Origin of the sequence: Streptomyces glaucescens (assembly GCF_000761215.1) — a bacterium.
Classification (GTDB): Bacteria; Actinomycetota; Actinomycetes; order Streptomycetales; family Streptomycetaceae; genus Streptomyces; species Streptomyces glaucescens_B.
In genome coordinates, this window is the sequence record NZ_CP009438.1 from 3102223 (window position 1) to 3119955 (window position 17733).

13 protein-coding genes are annotated in these 17733 nt (G+C 74.5%); 11 read left to right on the plus strand and 2 right to left on the minus strand.

All coding sequences use genetic code 11. The features are described 5' to 3' along the window. Window positions 1-58: 58 nt before the first annotated feature. From SGLAU_RS13370 to SGLAU_RS13385, 4 genes are all read left to right on the plus strand, one after another. A complete protein-coding gene (locus tag SGLAU_RS13370; protein WP_043501338.1) occupies window positions 59-2257 on the plus strand; it encodes a bifunctional glycosyltransferase/CDP-glycerol:glycerophosphate glycerophosphotransferase in 2199 nt (732 codons plus the stop codon). Window position 2258: 1 nt separating this feature from the next. Further along, window positions 2259-4481 (plus strand): bifunctional glycosyltransferase/CDP-glycerol:glycerophosphate glycerophosphotransferase, encoded by a 2223-nt coding sequence (locus SGLAU_RS13375; RefSeq protein ID WP_043501339.1) that lies wholly within the window; start codon window positions 2259-2261, stop codon window positions 4479-4481. 5 nt (window positions 4482-4486) lie between these two features. After that, the gene (locus SGLAU_RS13380; RefSeq protein WP_043506591.1) at window positions 4487-5776 is read left to right on the plus strand and encodes a hypothetical protein; all 1290 of its coding nucleotides are present in this window, start codon (window positions 4487-4489) and stop codon (window positions 5774-5776) included. Between the two features lie 73 nt (window positions 5777-5849). Next, window positions 5850-7406, plus strand: a complete 1557-nt coding sequence (locus tag SGLAU_RS13385) for a hypothetical protein (RefSeq protein ID WP_043501341.1) — start codon at window positions 5850-5852, stop codon at window positions 7404-7406. Between the two features lie 33 nt (window positions 7407-7439). Here the strand turns inward: SGLAU_RS13385 and SGLAU_RS13390 are convergent, their stop codons facing one another. Then, entirely contained in the window at window positions 7440-7853 is a 414-nt protein-coding gene (locus tag SGLAU_RS13390; protein ID WP_043501343.1) for an organic hydroperoxide resistance protein, read from the minus strand. Window positions 7854-7976: 123 nt separating this feature from the next. On the opposite strand from SGLAU_RS13390, the gene SGLAU_RS13395 reads away from it, so the two are divergent. From SGLAU_RS13395 to galE, 3 genes are all read left to right on the plus strand, one after another. Beyond that, on the plus strand, window positions 7977-8450 hold the full coding sequence (locus SGLAU_RS13395) for a MarR family winged helix-turn-helix transcriptional regulator (protein WP_043501344.1): 474 nt from the start codon (window positions 7977-7979) through the stop codon (window positions 8448-8450). Between the two features lie 105 nt (window positions 8451-8555). Next, a complete protein-coding gene (locus tag SGLAU_RS13400) occupies window positions 8556-9815 on the plus strand; it encodes a glycosyltransferase 87 family protein (RefSeq protein ID WP_052413742.1) in 1260 nt (419 codons plus the stop codon). A gap of 16 nt (window positions 9816-9831) precedes the next feature. Beyond that, window positions 9832-10812, plus strand: coding sequence for a UDP-glucose 4-epimerase GalE (gene galE, locus SGLAU_RS13405; RefSeq protein ID WP_043501346.1), 981 nt, complete (start codon window positions 9832-9834; stop codon window positions 10810-10812). Window positions 10813-10916: 104 nt separating this feature from the next. Here the strand turns inward: galE and SGLAU_RS13410 are convergent, their stop codons facing one another. Next, window positions 10917-11543: a TetR/AcrR family transcriptional regulator gene (locus SGLAU_RS13410; protein WP_043501347.1), complete on the minus strand. Its 627-nt coding sequence runs from the start codon at window positions 11541-11543 to the stop codon at window positions 10917-10919. Between the two features lie 238 nt (window positions 11544-11781). Here SGLAU_RS13410 and SGLAU_RS13415 point away from each other — a divergent pair, with 238 nt between their 5' ends. The 4 genes from SGLAU_RS13415 (at window position 11782) to SGLAU_RS13430 (ending at window position 17724) form a co-directional block, all read left to right on the plus strand. Continuing rightward, a complete protein-coding gene (locus tag SGLAU_RS13415; RefSeq protein ID WP_043501348.1) occupies window positions 11782-12720 on the plus strand; it encodes an ABC transporter permease in 939 nt (312 codons plus the stop codon). Next, complete coding sequence (locus tag SGLAU_RS13420; protein ID WP_052413743.1) at window positions 12713-13684, plus strand: ABC transporter ATP-binding protein; 972 nt, start codon at window positions 12713-12715, stop codon at window positions 13682-13684. Before SGLAU_RS13415 ends, SGLAU_RS13420 begins: the two co-directional genes overlap by 8 nt. A 123-nt stretch (window positions 13685-13807) precedes the next feature. Next, window positions 13808-16009, plus strand: a complete 2202-nt coding sequence (locus SGLAU_RS13425; RefSeq protein WP_043501349.1) for a CDP-glycerol glycerophosphotransferase family protein — start codon at window positions 13808-13810, stop codon at window positions 16007-16009. Beyond that, a complete protein-coding gene (locus SGLAU_RS13430) occupies window positions 16006-17724 on the plus strand; it encodes a glycosyltransferase family 2 protein (protein ID WP_052413744.1) in 1719 nt (572 codons plus the stop codon). The genes SGLAU_RS13425 and SGLAU_RS13430 overlap by 4 nt, the downstream gene beginning before the upstream one ends. Window positions 17725-17733 lie beyond the last annotated feature (9 nt).

The window sequence follows — 17733 nt, forward strand, 5'->3', positions numbered from 1 at the left end:
GGTCCGCGGCGCGGGCCTCCCGTCCGACCAGGACCGGCACGACCACGGAAAGAGCAGAATGCCCCGCTTCAGCATCATCGTCCCGTCCCATGGGGTCGCGGGCCGGCTGGCCCAGGCGCTGGACTCGGTCCTCGCACAGTCCTTCGGCGACTTCGAACTGATCCCGGTGTGCGACGGGCCCGGCTCCCTGGCGGCGGACGTCGCCGCCGCCCACGCCCGGCGGGACTCCCGGGTGGCGCCGGTCCACTCACCGCCGTCGGCCGGTCTGGCCGGGGCGCGCGGCGCCGGGATGCGGGCGGCGACCGGCGCGTACCTGCTGTTCCTCGACGGTGACGACATCCTGCTGCCGGGCGCGCTGGCCGCGCTGCACGCGCGCCTGGCGGACACCGGCGACCCGGACGTCCTGCTCTTCGCCTACGAGCGCGTCCCCTGGTGGGAGGGCGAGCCCACGCAGCCCGCGCAGCCGCTGCTCGCCCGGGCCCCGTCCGGGGTCTTCCACCCGGACCGCGCGCCGGAGCTGACCGGGGTCCAGTCGCCCGCGTGGGCCGCGGCCTACCGGCGGGCCTTCCTCGCCGAGCACGCCGTCTCCTTCCCCGCGGGGCACTTCACGGACATCGGCTTCGGCACGGCGGTGATGGCCCGGGCGGAGCGGGTCGCCGTGCTGCGCGAGAGCGTGGCACGGCATCACGTGCGGCGGCAGGGCAACCGGCTGTGCCTGCCCGGCGAGCACCACACGGAACTCCTCGACCAGACCGAACGGGCGCTGGCGCTGGCCCCGCGGCTGTCCGCGGAGCGGGCGCACGCCCTGTTCGACCAGCTCTTCGCCGCGGTCCTGAAGACCGCCGGGCACCCGCGGCGGCTGCCCGCGCGCCACCGCCGCGCCTTCTTCCGCCGGGCGGGCCGACTGTACCGGCGCCACCGCCCGGCCGGGCACCGCCCCCCGGGCGGCAGCCTCGGCCTGCAGCACCGGCTGCTCGCGACGGGCGCGTACCCGGTGTTCCGGCTGCTGCGCGGCGCCAAGGAGGCGGCGGTGCGGGCCGGGGCGCGGCTGCCGCGCCCGCGCGGACTGCGCACCCGGCTGTTCTACCGCCGCCGGCTGCGCCGCCCGCTGGATCCGAACCTGGCGGTGTTCTGCGCGTACTGGGGGCGCGGCTACGCCTGCAACCCGGCCGCGATCCACGCCAAGCTCCGCGAACTGGCCCCGCACATCCGGTCGGTGTTCCTGGTGGAGGCCGGCCAGGCGCACGCCGTGCCGGAGGGCGTCGAGCACGCGGTGATCGGCAGCCGCCGCTCCTGGGACGTGCTGGCCCGCGCCACGTACCTGGTGAACAACGCCAACTTCGCCGAGGGCGTGGTCAAGCGCCCCGGCAGCGTGCACCTGCAGACGCAGCACGGCACACCGCTGAAGAAGATGGGCGTCGACCAGGCGACGTACCCGGTGGTGGCGGCGCGGACCGGCAGCTTCGCCAAGCTGCTGGGCCGGGTGGACCGCTGGGACTACAACCTCTCCTCCAACACCCACTCCACGCAGATGTGGGAGCGGGCCTTCCCGGGCTCCTACGAGCACCTGGAGTACGGCTACCCGCGCAACGACGTGTACTACACGGCGACCGCCGAGGACGTGGTCCGGGTGCGCCGGGAGCTGGGCGTGCCGGAGGGGGCGACGGCCGTGCTCTACGCACCCACCCACCGCGACTGGCACACCGGCTTCGAGGCCGGCCTGGACCTGGAGGCGTTCTGCGAGGCGGCCGGGGAGGACGTCGTGGTGCTGCTGCGCGCCCACTACTTCTACGACCGGGGCCGCACCCGGGCCTCGGGCCGGATCATCGACGTCACCTCGCACCGCTCCTCGGAGGACGTCTGCCTGGCCGCCGACGCGCTGGTCACCGACTACTCGTCGATCATGTTCGACTACGCCAACCTGGACCGGCCGATCGTCGTGTACGCCGACGACTGGGAGGTCTACCGGGAGACGCGGGGCGTGTACTTCGACCTGCTGCAGTCCCCGCCGGGACCGGTCGCGCGCACCGCGGAGGAACTGGCGCGGATCTTCCGGGACGGCTCCTGGGCGGGCGGGGAGTCCGCGCGGCTGCGGGCCGCCTTCCGGGAGCGGTTCTGCGAGTTCGACGACGGGCGCGCCGCCGAGCGGGTGGTGCGCCGGGTCTTCCTCGGCGAGCCGCCGGAGTCGATCCCCCCGGTGGTCCCGCTCGCCGAACGCGTCCCCGCCCCCGCCGCGACGACCCTCGTCAGGAGCTGACGTGCCCCGCTTCAGCATCATCCTCCCGTGTTACAAGGTGCAGGGCTTCCTGCGCGAGTGCCTGGACTCGGTCCTGGGGCAGTCGTTCCGCGACATCGAGGTGATCGCCGTCGACGACCGCTCGCCGGACGGCTGCGGCGCGATACTCGACGAGTACGCGGCGCGTGATGCGCGGGTGAAGGCCGTGCACCTGCCGGAGAACGTCGGACTCGGCCGGGCCCGCAACGCGGGCATGCCCCACGCCACCGGCGACTACCTGTTCTTCCTCGACAGCGACGACACCCTGACGCCGGGCGCGCTGCGCGCGATGGCCGACCGGCTGGCCGGGACGGGCGACCCGGACGTGCTGATCTTCGACTACGTCCGCACCTACTGGTGGGGCGGCACCCGCCGCAACGCGCTGGCGCCCGTGCTGGGCGCGGCGGCGGACGCGGGCACGTTCACCGCCGCCGAACGGCCCGAGGTGCTGGACCTGCTGATGGTGGTGTGGAACAAGGTCTACCGCCGGGACTTCGTCGAGCGGCACGGCTTCGCCTTCCCGCCCGGCTACTACGAGGACACGCCGTGGACGTTCCCGGTGATGCTCAGCGCGGGGCGGATGGCCGCGCTGGACCGCGTCTGCGTCGAGTACCGGCAGCGCCGCCAGGGCAACATCCTGTCCACCACCAGCCGCAAGCACTTCGACATCCACGAGCAGTACGAGCGGGTCTTCGCGTATCTCGACGACCATCCCGAGCTGCACACCTGGCGGGGCTTCCTGCACGCCAAGATGGCCGAGCACTGCCTGGACATCCTCGCCAAGCCGGACCGGCTGCCCCCCTCGGACAAGGGCGAGTTCTTCCGCCGTACGGCCGAGATGTTCCGCACGCACAAGCCCGACGGCCTCACGGTCGCCGAGGAGCACCGGGTGCTGGAGGGCGGCTACGCCGGCTATGTGGCCCGGCGGCAGGCGGCGCGGGCCGGGCGGGCGCTGGAGCGGCGGGCCGAGCGGGTGCGGGCGGTGGCGGCCGGACGGGTGCGCCGGGCCCGCTCGGCGCTGCTCGTGCGCCGCCCCCTGGACCCGGACCTCGCCGTGTACTCGGCGTTCTCGCACCGCGGGGTGCTCGGCGACCCGGCGGCGATCCACCGCGCGGCCCGCGAGGTGGCCCCGCGGATGCGCGGGGTGTGGGTGGTCAAGGACGAGGAGACGGCCGCGCTGCTGCCGCCGGACGTGGAGCACGTGCTGCTGGGCTCGGCCGCCTACGAGCGGGTCACCGCGCGGGCCACGTACTTCGTCAACAACGTCAACTGGCCGGGCGGGCTCACCAAGCGCCCCGGCACCGTCCACATCCACACCCACCAGGGCACCCCGCTGAAGTACATGGGCGCGGACCTGCTCGGCAAGCCGGGCGCCCGGCACGGTCTCGACGTGCCGAAGATGCTGTGGCGCGCCGACCGCTGGGACTACAGCCTGGTCGCCAACCGGCACTCGGAGCTGGTGTGGGAGCGGGCGTTCCCCTGCCACTTCACCTCGCTGCGCTCCGGCAGCCCGCGCAACGACGTGCTGGTGAACGCGGGTCCCGGCGCGGGCGCCGGGACCCGGGCGCGGCTGGGCATCCCGGAGGACCACACGGTGGTGCTGTACGCGCCGACCCGCCGTGAGTACCGGCGCGGCGGCCACGTCGAGCGGATCGACCTGGCCCGGTTCGCCGGGGACCTCGGCGACGGCCACACCCTGGTGGTCCGGCTGCACCCGTCGCTCGCCGGCGGTCACGCCCGCGGGATGGGCCTGACGGACCTGCACCGGCGGGGCGTGCTCGTCGACGCCACCGACGAGCCGCACGTCGAGGAGCTGATGCTCGCCTCCGACGTCCTGGTCACCGACTACTCCGCCCTGATGTTCGACTACGCCAACCTGGACCGCCCGATCGTGATCCACGCCGACGACTGGACGGCGTACGCGGCGAGCCGCGGCGCCTACTTCGACATCACCGCCGAACCGCCGGGCCATGTCTCGCGCACCTACCGGGAGCTGGCCTGGCTGTTCGCCTCGGGCACCTGGCGGGACCAGGAGGGGGGGCGGCTGCGGGCCGCCTTCCGGGAGCGGTTCTGCGAGTACGACGACGGCCGCGCCGCCGAGCGGGTGGTGCGGACGCTGATGCTGGGCGAGGAGGCGTGGACACCGGGGCGGGTATCGCTGCCGAGCCCCGCCGCCTGTGACCACGACGTGCTCACCACCTCGTGACCCGGCTGCGACCCCGGGCCTGGCGGCCGCGCACCCGCGTGCTCCTCCTGGCCGCGGTGTTCGCCGTGCTCCAGCTGGCGAACGTCACCGGCCGGGACACCCCCGACACCAAGAACTACCTGTCGTACGCGCTCAGTCTGCGCGGGGACTCCAAGCGGGAGGCCGCCGCCGCGACCATCGACTACGTGTGCGCGGGCCGGGCCGCGCTGGCCCACCGCGCGCAGAACGTGCACGTGGTCCGCTTCCACCGGCCCGACCCGGCGCCCGCGGTGCGCGAGAGGTGCGGCGCCGACGAGTGGCGGGTCGTGGAGCGGCGGCTGAGGGCGGGGCAGACCGGCGGGCACACCGTGCCGTACATGCCGGAGCGCTTCATGCGGATCTTCGAGGCGCGGCCCGGCTACCCGGTGTTCCTGCTGCCGTTCGTGTCCCTGTTCGGCGTGGTGTGGGGGGTGTGGACGGCGAGCGTGGTGGTCGCGGCGGCGGGCGGGGTGCTGGTCTTCCTGGTGCTGCGGTCGCTGCGGGTGCCGTCGGCGCTGTGCCTGACCGGGCAGGGCCTCTACTACGTCCTGCCGGTCGGCACGACCGCCATGCGGCCCATGACCGAGGGTCTGATGCTGGCGCTGACGCTGGCGGCGGTGTGGGGGTGCGCGCTGGTCCTCGGCGGGCGCCACGTCCGGGCCGGGCTGGTGCTGGTCGGCGGGTCGCTCGCCGCGCTGTTCACCGTCAAGCACTCCCAGGCGCTGTTCCTCGGGGTGTGCCTGGCGGCGGCGGCCACGCTGATCGCCGTACGGCGGTGGCGGCGGGGCCGGCCGCCGGGGCGCGGGGTGCTCGCGGTGGCGGCGGCCGGGCTGGCCGCGACCGTGCTGACGGTGCTGCTGGCGAGGCTGCTGGGGTACCCGTCGACCGCCGACAGTGTGCAGGACCTGCTGACCCATCACTTCGCGCGGCCGGACCGCGCCGATCCCTGGCCGGAGTTCTGGCAGCTCCAGGGGAACTTCTGGATGGAGTGGCTGCGCCGGCAGCTGTGGCAGCCGCTGTTCCTCGCGGCGCTCGCGGCGGGGGCGTGGGGTGCGGCGCGGCGGCCCGCGTTCGGGGTGTTCCTGGCCGCGGCGGCGTTCACGGGGATCCTCACCCAGGCCGGGCACCCGGACATCGGCATCTGGGGGGAGCGGCTGATCGTGCTGGCCTGGCTGCTGCCGGTGGTGGGGGTGCCGCTGCTGCTGGACGCGGTGCTGCGGCGGCCGGTGGCCGTGCCGGCGCAGGGGCACTCCGAACGGGCTCACTCGATGCGGTGAGCCCAGGTCATGCCGTTGACCGCGGCGGGAAGATACGGCAGGTGCCGCATACGCCTGCCCACCACTCGACTCGATGAGCGCCGGAGTCCTCGTCCGGCGGACCCCGCGCGGTGCCACGGCGCTGCGCGGCCGGGTCTGGCGGCCCACCCCGTACCAGGTCGCCGGCTTCCTGTTCTGGCTGGTGATGTCGCTGGCGTACTGGCGGGTGCCGCTGTGCTGCGACGCCGGACAGCACGCGGCGGTCGTCGAACGGCTCAAGGACGACCTGCTGCACCCGCGCCACCCCACGGCGGACCTTCCGGGCGCGGGCAGCCCCTACTACTCGCCCTACGCCGTCGCCCAGGGCGCCCTCGCCCGGCTGACCGGGTTCGGCGGCTGGGAGGCGGTGCGGCTCGCCGGGCCGCTGAACCTGCTGGTGCTGCTGACCGGCCTGAACCGTTTCGTGCGGGTGCTGACGCCCCGTCCGTGGGCGCCGGTGCTGGCGCTGGCCGCGATGACGCTGCTGTGGGGTGTCGAGCGGGCCTGGTGGAGCGGGTATCTGGGGCTGATGTCGATGACGGGCACGCTGCCCTACCCGTCGGCGTTCGCGATCGGGCTGACCTTCTGGGCGTGGGCCTGGACGGGGGCGCGGGCCCGGGACGGGCGGCCGGTGCGGTTCGTGGGACCCAGCGGACTGCCGGGCCTGGCCGGCTACGCCGGGCTGGGCGCGCTGTACGGGCTGATTCTGCTGGTCCACCCGATCACCTCGGTGGCGGCGGTCCTCGGCGGACTCGCCCTGGTGGCGGGGTGGCAGCGGGGCCGGAACCCGGCCGTGGCCGCCCGGTGGGCGCTGACCGGCGGCACGGCGCTGCTGGCCGGTGCGGCGTGGCCGTACTTCGACGTCTTCGCGCTGACCGGCGACACCAGCGTGGACGCCATGCACCGGCGGCTGTACGGGGACCTCGCCGGGCAGTTCGGGCTGGCGCTGATCGGGCTGCCCGCGCTGTGGCTGCGGGCTCGGCGGACGGCGTGGCGCGATCCGCTGGTGCTGATGTTCGCGCTGGAGGCGGCGGTGGTGGCGTACGGCTGGTTCAGCGGCCACTACACCTACGGGCGCATCCTCGGTCTCACCCTGGTGCCGCCGCAGTTCGCGCTGGCCGTGGAGCTGGCGGCGCCCCGGCCGTGGCCGGTGTGGCGGCGCGTGCTGGCCGTGGTCACGGCGGCCGGGGCCTGCGCCGGGTTCCTCACCGTGCAGGCGGGGGCGGTGGTGCCGCGTTCGCTGGACCCGGTCGGTTTCGCGCGGCCGCCGAGCTGGCCGTCGTACGACTGGGCCGCCCGGCATATCCGGCGGGGCGATGTGGTGATCACCGACGGCTACTGGGCGGTGCACGCGATCGCCGGGTACGGGGCGAACCTGGCCGCGCCGACCTGGCCGGACGCGGCGGTGGACGAACGGGAGCGGCTGCGCCGGGTCGCCGATGTGCGGGCGTACCTAGACCCGTCGGCGACCCGTGCCGAGCGCACCGCCCTCGCCCGCCGCCACCGGGTGCGCTGGCTGCTGCTGACGCGCTGGCGCGAGGTGCCCGAGGAGGCGGTGGTGGTGGCGTGGAGCCGGCGGACGGGGGAGGTGCTGGCGCGGCTCCCGGGGTGACGGGCGCCGCGCCGGGGCGTGGCCCGTGGGGGACTACTCGATGACGAGGTCGACCGGGATGTTGCCGCGGGTGGCGTTGGAGTACGGGCAGACCTGGTGGGCCTGCTCGACCAGCTTGCGGCCGGTGGCCTCGTCCACGGTGTCGGGCAGCTCGACGCGCAGGGTGACGGCGAGCGCGAAGCCCTCGCCCTGCTTGCCGATGCCGACCTCGGCGGTCACCGCGGCGTCGCTGACGTCCACCTTGGCCTGGCGGCCGACGAGGCCGAGGGCGCTGCCGAAGCAGGCGGCGTACCCGGCGGCGAAGAGCTGCTCGGGGTTGGTGCCCTGGCCGTTGCCGCCGAGCTGCACCGGCATGGCCAGCGGCAGGTCCAGCGTGCCGTCGGAGGAGACGGCGCGGCCCTCGCGGCCGTGGGTGGCGGTGGCGACAGCGGTGTAGAGCGCGTCCATGGGAGAACCATCCCTCTCTGGGTCGGGTCGGCGGTCCGGTACGGGCGCCGCCTTACGACCAGAAGTAGAGCACACAATTAAGTTGTGCACAACTAAATGGACCGCAAGAGCTACCCTGGAACCATGACCAGCACGCCCGCGGACGACTGGCTCCGCCTCGACCGCCAGATCTGCTTCTCGCTGAACGCCGCCGCGCGCGCCTTCAACGGCGTCTACCGCGTCGTCCTCAAGGACCTCGGGCTCACCTACCCGCAGTACCTGGTGATGCTGGTCCTCTGGGAGGACGGCGACCAGCCCGTGAAGAAGCTCGGCGAACGGCTGCGGCTCGACTCCGGCACCCTCTCCCCGCTGCTCAAGCGGCTGGAGGCGGCCGGCCTGGTGCTCCGCGAGCGCAGCGCCCGCGACGAGCGCTCCGTGGAGGTCCGGCTCACCGGGGACGGCGCCGCCCTGCGCGAACGCGCCGTGGAGGTGCCGCGCCGGATCGCCGCCGCCACGGGCTGCGACCTCGACGAGATCAACGCCCTGCGGGACCGCCTCGACCGGCTGACCGGCGCGCTGGACGCGGCGATCGCGGCGGAGACGGCGACGCGCCCGTGACACCCCGATAGGGGGGTGTTCCCGGGGAAGGGCCCGCGGCGGGGCATACATGACCGGCGTACGAGACCCCCGCCCGGCCGCCCCCCTGCCGAGGACACCCCGCCGATGCCCCTGACGACCCGCCGCCGCCTCCACGGCCTCGCCGCCGCCTGGCTCGCCACCCGCGCCCTGATGCTCTGGCTCCTCCTCCACGACGCCGCTCCGCAGCTGGGGGGCATCCCGGTCGCGCGGGAGGTGTGGCGGCTGTACCGCAACTGGGCCGGCGTCCTGGCGCAGGGCACCTTCCCGGCGGACGACAAGCTGTGGCAGTACCCGCCGGGCGCCGGCCCGGTGCTGCTGTCGCCCACGCTGCTGCCCGGGCTGGACTACCTCCAGGCGTTCGTGCTCCTCACCCTGGCCGCGGACGCCCTGGTCCTGGCGGCACTGGCCCGGGCGGGGACGCGCGAGGGCCGCACGCTGCTCGGGGCGGCCTTGTGGACGCTGGGGCTGCCCCTGCTGCTGCACGTGCCGCTGGTCCGCTACGACGTGCTGGCCACCGCCCTGGCCGTCCTCTCCCTGCTGACGCTCGCGCGCTCCCCGCGCGCGGGCGGGGCCTTCGCCGCGCTGGGCGCCCTGGTGAAGGTGTGGCCCGTGCTGGTGCTGGCCGGGACGCCGAGGGGACGGGCGACCCGGCGGGCGTGGGGTGCGGCGGCGGTCGCCGGAGCCGCCGCCCTGGGCGTCCTCGCCCTCACCTTCGCCCACCCCTTGGCCTTCCTGCGCCAGCAGGGCGGCCGGGGCGTGCAGATCGAGTCCTTCGGCGGCACTCTGCTGAGCCTCGCCACGCACGCGGGGTGGCCGGGGCGGGCGGGGTATCGGTACGGGGCGCTGGAGTTCACCGGCCCGTACGTGGACGCGGTGGCGACCGCCTCCCTCGCCCTCACCGCCGTCGCCTTCGGAGTCCTGCTGCACTGGCGGCTGACCGCGCGGCACGGGACCGAGGCGACGCCGTACGACGCGGCGCTGACCGCCGTGCTGCTCTTCACCGTCACCAGCCGGGTGCTCAGCCCTCAGTACCTCGTCTGGCTGCTCGGCCTGGCCGCCGTCTGCCTGACCTCCCGGCGGACCTCACAGCGCCCCGTCGCCGCGCTGCTCGTGGCCGCGGCCGCCGTCACGGCGCTGGTGTACCCCACTCTGTACGACGAGGTCGCGGCGAGCACCCCCGTCGGCTGCGCCCTGATGGCCGCCCGCAACGGACTGCTCGGCACGGCCGCCGTCCTGTCCCTCGTCCGGCTACGGCGCGTCACCTCCGGGTCACCCGGGGAGCTCAGGCCTGTTTCACTGGAGGCCGGGCACACCCGGCGGGCCGCCACGGGCGCCGCCGACTGAGAGGGGACGGCCGCACATGAGCTGGCTGATCACCGGCGGCGCCGGATACATCGGGGCGCACGTCGTCCGTGCCATGACCGAGGCCGGCGAACGCGCCGTCGTCTACGACGACCTGTCCACCGGGATCGCCGGGCGCGTCCCGCCCGGCGTGCCGCTGGAGGCGGGGTCGACCCTCGACCGGGGGCGGCTGGACGAGGTGCTCGCCGGGCACGGGATCACCGGGGTGGTGCACCTCGCCGCGAAGAAGCAGGTCGACGAGTCGGTGGACCGGCCGCTGCACTACTACCGGGAGAACGTGGAGGGCCTGCGCGTCCTCCTGGAGGCGGTGACCGCGGCCGGAGTGCCGTCCTTCGTGTTCTCCTCCTCGGCCGCGGTGTACGGCATGCCCGACGTGGACCTGGTGCGCGAGGACACACCCTGCGCCCCGATGTCGCCGTACGGCGAGACCAAGCTGGCCGGCGAGTGGCTGGTGCGCGCCACCGGCCGGGCCGCGGGCCTGTCCACCGCGTCCCTGCGCTATTTCAACGTGGCGGGCGCGGCCTCCCCCGAACTGGCCGACACCGGCGTCTGCAACCTCGTCCCCATGGTCTTCGAGAGGCTCACCGGGGGCGCGGCCCCGCGCGTCTTCGGCGACGACTACCCGACGCCGGACGGCACCTGCGTACGGGACTACATCCACGTCGTCGACGTGGCCGAGGCCCACGTGGCGGCGGCCCGCGCGCTGGGGACGCGGCCCGGCCGCGACCTCACCCTCAACATCGGGCGCGGCGAGGGGGTCTCGGTCCGGGAGATGATCGACCGGATCACCGCGATCACCGGTCACGACCGCCCCGCGACCGTCACCGCGCGCCGCCCCGGCGACCCGGCCCGCGTCGTCGCCTCCGCCGACCGCGCCGCCGCCGAACTGGGCTGGAAGGCCAGGCACGACGTCCAGGACATGATCACGTCCGCGTGGGAGGGCTGGGTACGGCAGCACCCGGAGGCCGCGCGGCACTGACGGCGTTCGCAGGGCCTGGGTACCCGCCCGAGGGGCGGGCCCGGCGGTTCACGGGTCCCCGTGCGAGTGAAGTGAGGCCGGGTGGCCGGGGCCGCGGAGAGGGGTCAGAGTGCCTTGAGCGCTTCGGCGGTCGCACGGGAGAGCGCCGCCAGGTAACCCTTGGGGAGCTTCGGGCTGCGGATGACGACCGCGCGCCAGTAGAGGGGGCCCGAGATGAGGTCGAGGGCCAGCTCGTGGTCGAGGCCGGCGCGGACCTCGCCCCGCTGCTCCGCCGCCGCCACGACCGTCAGGGCGACGCCGTCCTGTCCGTCCCGCAGCGCCTTCCGCAACGCCTCGGCGATCTCCGGGTTGCGCGCCGCCTCCGCCTGGAGGTCGGGGACCACCTGTGAGGCGACCGGGTGCCGCAGGGCACGGGAGGTCACCTCGTACAGCAGCCGCAGATCCGACTCCAGCGAGCCGGTGTCCGGTGCCGGCAGGCCCTGCACCGCGATCGCCGAGACGATGTCCAGCACCAGGTGCAGCTTGGAGCGCCAGCGGCGGTAGACGGCGGTCTTGCCGACCCCCGCGCGGCGGGCGATGCCCTCGATCGACATGCGCGCGTAGCCGACCGCGGCCAGCTCCTCGAAGACGGCCGCCCGGATGGCTTCCGTCACGTCCTCGCGGAGCACCGCCGCACCTGCGGGGGCACGGCGGCGCGGACGCGGCTGGGGGCCGTCGGCGTTCGTCGTCATGCGGACAGCATAGGGCGTGACGACGAAACGGTTGCGTTCCGTCGTCCCCTCGGCCTACGCTCACGTTGCGACGATACGGTCCCGTTCCGACGTATGAACGCTGCACGAACACCGTCCGAACGCCGTCCCGTCGCCACGTGAACACCGTCCGGCCACCGCCCGAACACCACCGTCCCGGCCGCGGGCGGACACCGGGCCCCGGCCCTGCCCCCCGACTCCCCGACCGAAAGCAGCGGATGTGAGCCAGGTCCTCGACACACCGCCCCCGACGACACCCCGGACCACCACCCCGGCCGATGCCGGTCTCGCCGATCCCGCGGCCCTCGCCGCCCGCCACGGCCTCACGGTCAGCGGCGCCCGCCCCTCCCTGCCGGGCTACGTCCGGCAGCTGTGGGCACGCCGCCACTTCATCGCCGCGTTCGCCACGGCGAAGCTCACCGCCCAGTACAGCCAGGCGAAGCTGGGCCAGGTCTGGCAGGTGATGACCCCGCTGCTGAACGCGGCGGTCTACTACCTGATCTTCGGCGTGCTGCTGCAGACCAAGAAGGGCGTGCCGGACTACGTCCCGTTCCTGGTCACCGGCGTGTTCATCTGGACCTTCACGCAGAGCAGCCTGCTGGCCGGCACCCGGGCCGTCTCCGGCAACCTCGGCCTGGTCCGCGCCCTGCACTTCCCGCGGGCCGCGCTGCCGATCTCGTTCTGCCTCCAGCAGCTCCAGCAGCTGATGTTCTCGATGGCGGCGCTGGTCGCCATCCTGCTGGCGTTCGGCGTACCGCCCGCCCCGTCCTGGGCGCTGGCGATCCCGGCGCTGGTGCTCCAGTTCGTGTTCAACGCGGGCGTGTCGATGGCGCTGGCCCGGTTCGGCGCGAAGACCCCGGACATCGCGCAGCTCATGCCGTTCGTGCTGCGCACCTGGATGTACGTCTCGGGTGTGATGTGGAGCATCGAGCACGTCCTCAGCACCCACACCGACCTGCCGTCCTGGGTGGCCCCCGTCCTGCAGGCCAACCCGGCCGCCGTCTACATCGACCTGATGCGCTTCGCGCTCATCGACAGCTTCGACGCGAGCCGGCTGCCGTCCCACGTGTGGCTGCTCGCGACGGGCTGGGCGCTGCTCGCCGGCGTCGGCGGCTTCATCTACTTCTGGAAGGCTGAGGAGACCTACGGCCGTGGCTGAGCACACCCCCGAAGAGGTTCCCGAGAAGATCCCCACGGTCATCGCCGACCGCGTGGACATCGTCTACCGCGTCAACGGCACCGGCGCGGGGCGGGGCTCGGCGACCGCCGCGCTCAACCGCATCCTGCGCCGCAAGCACACGGAGAGGGCGTCCGGCGTGCGCCGGGTGCACGCGGTGCGGGGGGTGTCGTTCGTGGCGTACAAGGGTGAGGCGATCGGCCTGATCGGCACCAACGGCTCCGGCAAGTCGACCCTGCTGAAGGCGGTCGCGGGACTCCTGCCGGTGGAGAACGGCCGGATCTACACGGGCGGCCAGCCCTCCCTCCTCGGCGTCAACGCCGCCCTGATGAACGACCTGACCGGCGAGCGCAACGTCCATCTCGGCGGGCTGGCGATGGGCATGTCGCGCGAGCAGATCAGGGAGCGGTACCAGGAGATCGTCGACTTCTCCGGCATCAACGAGAAGGGCGACTTCATCACCCTGCCGATGCGCACCTACTCCTCCGGCATGGCCGCCCGGCTGCGCTTCTCCATCGCCGCGGCCAAGGACCACGACGTGCTGCTCATCGACGAGGCGCTGGCCACCGGCGACCGCTCCTTCCAGAAGCGCTCCGAGGCCCGCATCCGCGAACTGCGCCGGCAGGCGGGCACGGTGTTCCTGGTCAGCCACAACAACAAGTCCATCCGCGACACCTGCGAGCGGGTGCTGTGGCTGGAGCGGGGCGAACTGCGGCTGGACGGGCCGACGGAGGAGGTCATGAAGGAGTACGAGGCCTTCACCGGCGAGAAGACCGCCAAGCCGAGGCCCAAGCCGAAGCCCCGGCCGGCGGCCGCCGCCCCGAAGCCGCCCGCCGGCCCGAAGCCGCCCGCCGGCCCGGAGCCGCAACCGGAGCCGCCCGCGGTCTCGCGCGAGGTGCAGCCCGCCACCGCGCCCGAGGGCGGCAGGGCCCCCGCCGCCTCCTGAGTGTCCTCCGGGCGGCCGCTGCCCGACCGGCGCAATCCGGTTATCCCTTTCATCCGATTGATGCCACGATGACCGAATAGGCCATGCCGGGTGAGGCACCCGCACCTGTGAAGGGAGTCCGCCGTGCCACCGCAGCTCAGCGTCGTCGTCCACGGCCCGAACACCCAGGGCCGGCTGACCGCTCTCCTCGGCTCCCTGGGCGCCGCCCCGGCCCCGGGCATCGAGGTGATCGTGGCCGCGGTCGGCGACTGGGCCCGCGAGACGGCCCGCGAACACGCCCCGGGGGCGGTGCTGCTGCCGCTGCCGGACGGGACGCGGGACGCCGCGGCCCGGGCGGCGGGCGCGGCCCGGGCCTCCGGCCGGTGGCTGCACTTCGTCCACGCCAAGGACGGTCTTCCCGCCGGCGCCCCCGCCCTGCTGGCCGCCCGCGCCGCCGAACTCCCCGACACCGTGGACGTCCTGCTCTTCGACCACGTCCGCACCACCTGGCAGACCTCCGGCGCCCCGTCGTACGACGGCCGCCTGCTGGCCCGCGCGGGCCGCGCCGAGACCGCCCTCGACGACCTGCCCGCCCTGCTGCGGCTCACCCCGGTGCTCGGCAACCGCCTGATACGGGCCGAGCACTGGCGGGCCCACGCGGACGCCCTCGGCACCGACGACGAGGCGTACGCCGCGCACACCGCGCTGCTCACCGCCGCGCGGATCGCCTGCTTCAACCACCCCGGCTTCGAACACCGCGAACTGCGCCCGGAGAGCGTCGCGCCGCGCACGCTGGAGGACCACCTCGCCGTCCTGGACCGTTACGAGACCCTGCTGGAGGAGACCCGCACCCGCACGGCGCCCCACGCGGTGCTGTACCACCTGATGGTCCGCGACAGCCTGCGCACCTTCGTCCGCGCGGGCATGCCGGAGCGGGACGCCCGCGCCTTCTTCCACCGCGCCTCCGAGGCGGCCCGCCGGTGGCGCCCCGAGGGCCTGCGCCACCCGGCCGGTCCCGAGGGCCTGCGCCGCACCCTCCTCGAGGAGGACGCCTACGCCCGCTACCGCGCCCTGCAGAACGCCAACCACGCCCGCCGCGCGGCCAGAGCGGCGCTCCGCACGGGCAGGCGGCAGCTGCGCACCCGGACCCGCGCCGTGCAGTACCGCAGGGCGCTCGCCCGCCCGGTCGATCCCGCCCTCGCCGTGTTCTCGGCGTACTGGAACCGCGGCGTCGCCTGCAACCCCGCCGCGATCGCCGCCAAGCTCGCCGAACTGGCCCCGCAGGTCCACCCGGTGTGGGTGGTCGCCGCCGACCGCGTGGGCCTGCTGCCGCCCGGCACGGACCACGTGGTGCCCGGCAGCCGCCGCTACTGGGAGGTGCTGGGCCGCGCCAAGTTCCTGGTCAACAACGTCAACTTCGCCGACGCGGTGGTCAAGCGCCCGGACGCGGTGCACGTCCAGACCCACCACGGCACCCCGCTCAAGCGCATGGGCCTCGACCAGATGCGCTACCCGGCCGCCGCGAAGGGCCTGGACTTCGCGGCCCTGCTGGCCCGGGTCGACAAGTGGGACTACAGCGTCTCCGCCAACAGCCACACCACCCGCATGTGGGAGCGTGCCTACCCGGCCCGGTACGTCCCCCTCGACCACGGCTATCCGCGCAACGACGTCTACTACACCGCCACCGCCGCCGACATCGCCGCGATCCGCGCCCGCCTCGGCATCGCCCCCAGCCGCCGCGCCCTTCTCTACGCCCCCACCCACCGCGACTACGAGGCCGGCTGGACCCCGCGCCTGGACCTCGCCACGCTCGCCGGGCGGCTCGGCGAGGACACGGTGCTGCTGGTGCGCGCCCACTACTTCCACGCCGGCACCTCGACCGCGCTCACCGGCCTGCGCCGCGCGGGCCGTGTCCTCGACGTCTCCGCCTACGAGCCCGTCGAGGAACTGTGCCTGGCCGCCGACGCGCTGATCACCGACTACTCGTCGATCATGTTCGACTACGCCAACCTGGACCGCCCGATCGTCATCCACGCCGACGACTGGGAGACGTACGTCGCGACCCGCGGGGTCTACTTCGACCTGCTGGCCGAGGCCCCCGGCCCGGTGGCCCGCACCCAGGGCGAACTGACCGACCTCCTCACCTCGGACGCCTGGCGCGACGACGGGGCGGCCAAGGCCCGCTCGGTCTTCCGGCGCCGGTTCTGCGAGTACGACGACGGCCGCGCCGCCGAACGCGTCGTACGCCGGGTCTTCCTCGGCGAGCCCGAGGAGGCACTGCCCCCGATCCTCCCCGTCGACGAGCGCACCCCCGCGCCCACCCCGCAGGAGGCGACCGCGTCATGAGTCCGGAAGCCCGGGACGTCCCCGAGTCCCCGAGGGCGGGGCAGGCCCCCGAATCACCCGACGTCACGGTCGTGGTGATCGTCTACAACGACGCGGCACGGCTGCCCCGCGCGGTGGCCTCGGTGCGCCGCCAGACCCACGCGAACATCGAGATCGTCATCAGCGACGACCACTCCACGGACGCCACCCCGCAGGTGGCCCGGCGGCTGGCCGCGCAGGACCCGCGCATCCTGCACCTGCGCCTGGACCGGAACAGCGGCGGGTGCAGCGTGCCGCGCAACCGGGCGCTGGAGATCGCCCGCGCACCGTACGTGATGTTCCTGGACAGCGACGACGAACTGCCGCCGGACGCGGTCGAGATCCTGCTCGCCGCGCACCGGGAGCAGGACGTCGACTTCGTGATGGGCGCGGTGGAGCGGATCCGCGCGGACACCGGAAACCGCGGGCGCTGGATGCCGCACCTGGTGTCCGAGCGCCGTACCGTGCACGGCATCGACGCCGAACCGCGGCTGTTCTTCGAGCACCTGGCGACCAGCAAGATGTACGCCCGCGCCTTCCTCGACCGCCACGGTCTGCGCTTCCCCGAGGGCATCCACTACGAGGACCAGCTGTTCAGCGCGCAGGCCTACTGCCTGGCCCGCGCCTTCACGGTCGTCCCGGAGCCGGTCTACCGCTGGTACATCGCCCCGCACGCGTCCGCCGACACCGCCTCCATCTCCAACCAGCGGCACAAGCTCGGCAACGTCCGCGACCGGGTGCACGTCCAGCGGCTGGTCGACGACTTCCTGACCGGGAGCGGGCACGGCGGGCTGCGCGAGGAGAAGGACTACAAGTTCCTCAAGCACGACTTCCGGATGTACGCCGGCGACCTGCCGGGCCGCGACGAGGAGTGGCTGGCGGAGTTCGCCGCGATCGTCAGCCCGTACCTCGAGACGCTCACGCCCGGCGCGTACGCCCGTCTCCCGCGCGCCGAGCGCGTGGTGCTCCAGCTGGTGCGCGAGCGACGGCTGGCGGAGGCACGGCTCGCGGCCCGCGGCCTGGGACACGGCGTCGGCCCGCGCGCGGTGGTCACGGACGAGGACGGCCGCACGTACTGGGGGGACCGCGTCCCGGACACCGCGTGGGGGCGCCGCGAGCTCGACCTGTCCGAACTCGCCCCGGACACCTGCCCCTTCCCGTACGCCCTGCTCCGCCACGAGGTCACCGAGATCGCGCCCGGCCCCGGTGCCTCGGTGGACCTGGCGATCCGCACCTACGACCCCGCGCTGCGCCTCCCCGTCGGCCCGCAGGCCGCGACCCTGCTGCTCTCCCCCGGCCGCCGGCGCATGACCGTGCCGTTCCGGCTGTCCCCGGTGCGTCCCGGCGTCTACGAGGGCCACGTCCACGTGGACCTGGCCGCCGCCTCCCTTCCGCTGCACGGCTTCGACGGCGCCCGCCACCCGGTGCTGAGCCTGACGCACCAGGGGAGGCACCACCGGGGTGTCCTGCTGGCTCCCGAGACGGCGTTCCGGCCGCTGACCGCCCGCGTCGACTACCACTCCGGGGCCGCCCCGCACCAGGTCACCGTCGAACCGGAGGAGCGCGGCACGGGCCGCCTCCAGGTCCGCTGGCGCCCCACGGGGGTGACCGCGCGGGTGGTGCGCCCGGTGGTACGGCGCATGGCCCGGCCGCGGGTGCGCCGGGCGGCGCGCCTGCTGGCGAGCGCGCTGCGCTGAACGCCGCCC

Excerpts from the sequence above, each read along its gene's own strand:
- SGLAU_RS13370 (WP_043501338.1), top strand. The coding sequence starts at position 59 with ATGCCCCGCTTCAGCATCATCGTCCCGTCCCATGGGGTCGCGGGCCGG.
- SGLAU_RS13390 (WP_043501343.1), bottom strand. The coding sequence starts at position 7,853 with ATGGACGCGCTCTACACCGCTGTCGCCACCGCCACCCACGGCCGCGAG.
- SGLAU_RS13430 (WP_052413744.1), top strand. The coding sequence starts at position 16,006 with ATGAGTCCGGAAGCCCGGGACGTCCCCGAGTCCCCGAGGGCGGGGCAG.
- SGLAU_RS13400 (WP_052413742.1), top strand. The coding sequence starts at position 8,556 with ATGCCCCTGACGACCCGCCGCCGCCTCCACGGCCTCGCCGCCGCCTGG.
- galE (WP_043501346.1), top strand. The coding sequence starts at position 9,832 with ATGAGCTGGCTGATCACCGGCGGCGCCGGATACATCGGGGCGCACGTC.
- SGLAU_RS13395 (WP_043501344.1), top strand. The coding sequence starts at position 7,977 with ATGACCAGCACGCCCGCGGACGACTGGCTCCGCCTCGACCGCCAGATC.
- SGLAU_RS13385 (WP_043501341.1), top strand. The coding sequence starts at position 5,850 with ATGAGCGCCGGAGTCCTCGTCCGGCGGACCCCGCGCGGTGCCACGGCG.
- SGLAU_RS13410 (WP_043501347.1), bottom strand. The coding sequence starts at position 11,543 with ATGACGACGAACGCCGACGGCCCCCAGCCGCGTCCGCGCCGCCGTGCC.